4 protein-coding genes and 1 pseudogene are annotated in these 6,284 nt (G+C 74.8%); 1 reads left to right on the forward strand and 4 read right to left on the reverse strand.

Annotated elements, in window-relative coordinates:
* Window position 1 precedes the first annotated feature (1 nt).
* The 4 genes from ACYVGT_RS26205 to ureA form a co-directional block, all read right to left on the reverse strand.
* Window positions 2–1,342, reverse strand: coding sequence for an MFS transporter (locus ACYVGT_RS26205; protein WP_460863084.1), 1,341 nt, complete (start codon window positions 1,340–1,342; stop codon window positions 2–4).
* Between the two features lie 151 nt (window positions 1,343–1,493).
* A complete protein-coding gene (locus ACYVGT_RS26210) occupies window positions 1,494–3,161 on the reverse strand; it encodes an amidohydrolase (RefSeq protein ID WP_460863085.1) in 1,668 nt (555 codons plus the stop codon).
* Between the two features lie 2 nt (window positions 3,162–3,163).
* A complete protein-coding gene (locus ACYVGT_RS26215) occupies window positions 3,164–4,852 on the reverse strand; it encodes an urease subunit alpha (RefSeq protein ID WP_460863086.1) in 1,689 nt (562 codons plus the stop codon).
* On the reverse strand, window positions 4,849–5,427 hold the full coding sequence (ureA, locus tag ACYVGT_RS26220; protein WP_460863087.1) for an urease subunit gamma: 579 nt from the start codon (window positions 5,425–5,427) through the stop codon (window positions 4,849–4,851). The genes ACYVGT_RS26215 and ureA overlap by 4 nt, the downstream gene beginning before the upstream one ends.
* 112 nt (window positions 5,428–5,539) lie before the next feature.
* On the opposite strand from ureA, the pseudogene ACYVGT_RS26225 reads away from it, so the two are divergent.
* Window positions 5,540–6,284: pseudogene (locus ACYVGT_RS26225) on the forward strand (PucR family transcriptional regulator); the annotation flags it as partial.

A 6,284-nucleotide genomic window follows, 5' to 3' on the forward strand; every position in this document is an offset into this window, starting at 1 on the left:
GTCAGCGGACGACGACCTCGTCTGTGACCCTGAGCCGCTCGCCGGCGAAGCCGCCGGCGGTGGTGATCAGCGCGACGGCCAGCAGGATCAGCGCCGCGCTCCAGGAGGAGCCGCCGGCGGTCGCGAGGAACGCGGTGGCGATCATCGGCAGGAAGCCGCTGAGGGCTCCGGCGATGTTGTAGGCCAGAGCGACGCCGCTGTAGCGCAGATGCGCGGGGAACAGCTCGGTCAGCAGCGCGCCGGAGACCGCGTAGGCGATCGAGAGCACGGCGACGCCGAGGGCGACCGCGGCGACCACGATCCACGGCGACTCGGTGTCGATCATCCAGAACACCGGGAAGGCGACGACCGCGGTGGCGAGGCCGCCCCAGCCGGTGAGCCGGCCCGGGCCGACCCGCTCGGCGAACCGGCCGGCGACGACGATCACGGCGATCTGCACGACGGCCGCGACCAGGGTCGCGTTCACCATCAGGTTGCGGGACAGCCCGAGGGTGTCCGCGCCGTAGCTGATGGCGAACGTGGTCATCATGTAGAAGCCGCCGACGCCGAGGAACGCCGAGGCGATGCCGATCAGCAGGCGTCCCCACGCCTGGCGGAACACGTCCACCGCAGGGATCTTCGCGCGCTCCTCCTGGCGCTCCAGCTCCTCGAAGATCGGCGACTCCTCCACCTTGCGGCGGATGTAGACGGCGATGATGAGCAGCGGGAAGGCGAGCAGGAACGGGATGCGCCAGCCCCAGGCGTCGAACGTGTCGCTGGGCATCAGCAGCACCAGCGCGAACGCACCGGAGGAGAGCAGGGTGCCGACCGGCGAGCCGATCTGCGGCAGCGCGGCGTAGCGGCCGCGCTTCTCCGGCGGCGCGTGCTCGACGGCGAGGGTGACCGCGCCGCCCCATTCGCCGCCGACCGCGACGCCCTGTACCAGGCGCAGCAGGGCCAGCAGCAGCGGCGCGGCGATGCCGATCGCGGCGAAGTCGGGCAGCAGGCCGATCAGGCCGGTGGCGACGCCGATGGCGACGACGGTGATCAGCAGCGCCGGCCGGCGCCCGATCCGGTCGCCCATCCAGCCGAACAGTACGGCGCCCAGCGGGCGGGCGACGAAGCCCACACCGAAGGTGGCGAACGCGGCCATCGTGGCCGCGGTCGCGTCCATCGTCGTGAAGTAGAGGCGGTTGAAGACGAGGGCCGCGGCCGTGCCGAAGAGGAAGTAGTCGTACCACTCCAGCGCGGTCCCGACGAACGCCGCGAAGGCGATCCTGCCGGAGTCGCGCGCACTGACGACGGGCGTGCTGCCCGCGTCGGTACCGGCGGCGCCGTGCGCCGCTGGTTCGAGGTCGCTCATGTCTGCTGGTCTCCTTTCCGGCACCCCGTCGGGTCCGGTCGTGCATGGGGGACGGCGGGGGGCACCCGGCGTCGGGCGCCGGTTCCCGCTGCCGCAGCGCGGCGGCGGGTCCGGCCGCGGCCTGGGGCCGCGGCCGGCGGAGGCGGTGCCGTCACTCCGTTGTGGCGGTGTCCTCCAGCCCGGGCAGGGCGTCGGCTCCGTAGACGCAGGCGCCCCCGACAACGGTGGCGAGGACGCGGATGGAGCCGATGCCGTCCCCGGCCGTCTCGACCGGATCGCGGTCCAGGACTGCGAGGTCGGCCAGCTTGCCCCGGGTCAGGGTGCCGCGGCGGTGCTCGTCGCAGCTGGCCCAGGCGGCGTCGGCGGTGTAGGCGCGCAGCGCCTGGGCGGCGGTGGTCCGCTCGTCGGCGCCGATCACCGCGCCGCCGCTGCTGACCCGCTCGACCAGCGACTCCATTCCGAGCAGCGGCGCGCCGGGCGCCACCGGCCGGTCGGAGCTGCCGGGGACGCGCACGCCGCGATCCAGGAAGGAGCGGACGCGGTAGATCCACGGCAGCCGCTCCGCACCGAGTGCCGCCGCCATGGTGTCGCCGACGGTGTGCAGGAAGCGCGGCTGCGGCACCGGCACGGCGCCGAGTTCGGCGATCCGGCCGATCTGGTCGGGGCGGACCACGCCGGCGTGCTCGATGCGGTGCCGCACGTCGGGGCGGGGCAGTGCGCGCTGCGCCTCGGCGAAGGCGTCCAGGGCCAGGTCGATCGCCTCGTCGCCGATCGCGTGGGCGGCCACCCGCCAGCCGGAGCGGTGCGCGGCGACGATGAGCGCCCGCATCTCCTCGGGGCCGTTCTGGTAGACGCCGGTGCCGTGGCCGTGGTCGCAGAACGGGTCGGTGACCGCGGCGGTGCGGCCGATCAGCGAGCCGTCCAGCCAGATCTTCATCGGGCCGAGCCGCAGCCGGTCGTCGCCGAACCCGGTGCGCAGCCCGAGGTCGATACCGGTGGTCTCGGCGTCGTCGGCGTGGCCGGCGATCGGGTGCAGGTTGTCGGCGGCGACCATCAGCTCGACCCGGGTGCGCAGCAGGCCGGCGTCGCGGGCGCGCTGGTAGGCGGCGGCCTCGATGGGGCTGCGGCCGATCAGCCCGCGGCCGATCCCCGCCTCGGTGACGTGGGTGAGCCCTTCGGCCGCATACACCGCGGAGGCGCGGCCGATGGCGGCGGCCAGGTCGGCCGCCGGGTAGGGCATGACGAGGGCGGTGACCAGCTCCTGGGCCCGCTCCTGGAGCAGCCCGGTGGGCGCGCCCGCGCCGTCGCGGACGATGACGCCGCCTTCGGGCTCGGCGGAGTCGGCCGCGTCCGCGGTGGCGGCGCCGGCCTGTTCGAGGACGGCGCTGCTGACCGCGCACATGTGGCCGGAGCGGTGCTTGAGCCAGACCGGGCGGCCGCCGGCAGCGCGGTCGAGGCCGGCCCGGTCGGGGTGCGCGCCGAGCACGGTGTCGTCGTAGCCGGAGCCGACGATCCACTCGCCGTGCGGGGCGGTGGACGCGCGGTCGGCGACCGCGGCATAGAGGGCGTCGAGGGTTGCGGTGTGCTGCAGGTCCAGTTCACCGAGCGACTGCCCGAACCAGGCCATGTGGTTGTGGGCGTCGCCGAATCCGGGGACGACCGCGGCGCCGCCGCAGTCGACGGTGGTGCGCGCGGGGAGGTCGGCGACCTCCTCGTCGAGGCCCGCGATCCGGCCGGCGAGTACGCCCAGCACCGTCGCGGTGGGGCGCGCGCCGTCGACCGTGCGGATGCGCGCGTTGGTGAGTTTCAGGTCGAGCATTCTCAGGCCAGGTTGTGGAGTCGGGTCAGGGGCAGGTCGGCGGCGCGGTGCACGTCGACGGCGCGGCCGTCGATGAAGACCGGGTCGGGGCCGGTGGGCACCCGCACGTCGGGCACCGCGGTGTTGGCGACCATGTCGGCGCGGGTGAGCCCGCGGCTGTCGCGCAGCGCCGTGTAGCGGGGTCCGGACGGCAGCGCCTCGCGCGCGGCGCGGTCCTCCAGCGCAGCGCCGGAGACGAAGACGGTGGACAGCCGGCGCGGCGCGGCGCCGAGGCCGCCGAAGTAGGGCTTCATCACCCGCGGCTGGGTGAGCCGGGTCGAGCCGGAGCCCGAACCGGTGGTGCCCCAGGCCACGAAGCCGGACTTGAGGACCAGTTCGGGCTGGGCGCCGAAGCCGGCCGGGCGCCAGAGCACCACGTCGGCGATGGATCCGGGGCGCAGCGAGCCGACCTCGTGGGCCATGCCGTGGGCGATGGCCGGGTTCAGGGTGATCTTGGCGAGGTAGCGCAGCACCCGGTCGGTGTTGTCGGCGTCCGGGCCGGCCTCGCCGGCGAGGTGGGCCTGCACGTGGGCGAGCTGCCAGGTGCGGCGCGCGGTCTCGGCGACGCGGCCCATCCCCATCGAGTCGGAGTTGACGATGCTGATGGCGCCCTGGTCGTGCAGGAGGTTCTCGGCGGCGATGGCGTGCTCGCGCACCCGGCTGGACGCGATGTCGACGTCGCTGCCGACGTGGTGGTGGCCGCGGTGCACGGTCATCGTCATCGGCAGCAGCTCGGCGACGGTGGCCGGGGTGAGCGGCAGCGTGGGCGTGGTGGAGGAGGTCAGCACGTGCGGCTGGGAGACGATCTCCAGCAGGTCGGGGTGGCCGCCGCCGCCCTCCACGTGGTAGGCGTGCACGGTGCGGCCGCGGGTGGCGAGCAGCGTGTCGGAGAGGTAGCCCGATTCGTTGAGGGTGTCGGTGTGCAGCGCGACCGGCAGGTCGGTCTGCTCGGCGACACCGAGGCAGGTGTCGACGATGCGCGGGGTGGCCCCCCAGTCCTCGTGGATCTTGAAGCCGCCGGCGCCGGCCAGCACGGCGCGCTCCAGCAGCTCCTTCGACGAGGAGGAGCCGCGGGCGAGGAAGGCGACGTTCATCGGGGCGTCGCGCCAGCCCGCGATGAGGTTGTGCAGGTTGGCGGCGGGGTTGGCGCCGACGTCCCACACGCCGCCGATGCCCATGCCGACCATGGTGGTCACGCCGGCGGAGAGCGCGGCGGGCACCACCTCGGGGCTGGACAGGTGGACGTGCGAGTCGACCACGCCCGGGGTGGCGATGAGGCCCTCGCCGGTGACCATCGCGGTGTGCGAGTCGACGACGAGCTCGATGCCGTCCGCGGAGTCGGGGTTGCCGGCGCGGCCGAGGCCGACGATGCGGCCGTCCTTGATGCCGATGTTGGTCTTGCGGACGCCGGCCACCGGGTCCATCACGACGACGCCGAGCACCACCATGTCGAGGGCGCTGTCGCGCGGCGCGCGGCCGGTGACGAGCAGCCCGTCGCGGGCGGTCTTGGCGCAGCCGCCGAGCATCTCGTCGCCGGGGTCGGTGTCGTCGCCCTGCACCCGCACCCACAGGTCGGTGTCGGCGAGGCGGATGCGGTCGCCGGTGGTGGGGCCGTAGCGGTCGGCGTATTCGCGGCGGTCCATGCGGCTCATCGGCGGCCTCCTCGCTCAACGATGTCGACGGTGCGGGTCTCGCCGGAGCCGAAGACCAGCGACGTGCCCGCGGGCTGGTCCAGCCGGTAGCCGGACGCTGCGCCGCGGTCGAACTCCAGCGCGGGGTTGGCCTCCTCCAGCGGGAAGTGCGAGGAGAGCCAGACCGGGCGCGGGCCGGTGTTGCGGACCTCCAGGCTGCGGCGCGGCCGGCCGGGGGCGATCTCGACCGGCTCGGCGCCGGTGCGGACCGCGCCGGGGCCGTCCGGACCGGGCGGGCCGAACGGGGCGTCGACGTGCACGAGCGCGGTGCCGTGCGGGAACAGCGCTTCGATCTGGATGCTCGGGACGGCGGCGGCCACCCCGGGCAGCAGCGATTCCGCCGGCACCGCGGTGCGGGCGCGCTCGATGGCCTCCTCCAGGGTGCGCCCGTCCCAGGCGTCCTCCTGGATCTGGTCGCACACCAGCGCGACGGCCTCGGTGGCGCCGAGCGGCGCCCCCCGTGCGAGGCGCGTGCGGGCGAGCTGCGCTGCGGCGAACACCAGCAGCCGCTCCTGCTCTCGCGGCGTGACGTGCATGCGGCTCCGTCCTCCTCGTCGGCGGTCTCCCCCTCGGCTCCTCAGCGTCGCCCGGATGAGGCGTGGCGCACAATGACCATTCGCCGCGGACTCGAACCGGCATACTGTGCATATGCCCACCACCGAGGGTCCCGAGCCGGGGGATCCGCTGCTCCTTCCGCCGCCGTCTCCCGAGCTGCGCACGGCCGTCCGCGACTGCCTGGACGAGCTGGACGACCTGGTGGCGGTCTACACCGCCGAGGTGGCGTCGTTCACCGGATACGCGGGGGTCGTCGAAGACGCCGACCTGCGCACCACCGCGCACGCGTCGCTGGAGCTGCTGCTGCGCATCATCGGCGGGATGCCGGTGCCCGACCGGCTGCTCACGGTGTCCGAGGAGCTCGGCCGCCGCCGCGTCCACCAGGGCGTTCCGCTGGACGAGCTGGTACAGGCGGTGCGGATGGACTTCCGGCTGCTGTGGAACGCGCTGCTGGAGCGGGTGCCCTCGCACGGCCTGCCGGGGCTGACCCGCGGCGCGGTGCGGGTATGGGAGGCCGTCGAGTACCACACGGTGCGTGTGCACACCGGGTACCTGAACGAGAGCGCGGTGCTGGCTCGCGCGCGGGAGCGGCAGCGCAGCGCGATCATGGGCCGGCTGCTCGCTTCGGACGGCAACGACCGCCAGCTGGTCGACCAGGCGGCGACGGCGCTGCGGCTGCCGGCGGAGGGCCGGTTCGCGATCGCCGCAGCGCCGGCGGCCGGCGGGGTGCGGTTGCGCGAGGCGGCCGCGGGAGCGCCGGGGCGCGCGGTCCACGTACAGGAGCACGACGGGCGCACGGTGCTCGTCGCGCCGCTGGCGCGCATGCCGGGCGCCGGCG

The organism is Nocardiopsis coralliicola (assembly GCF_054779695.1).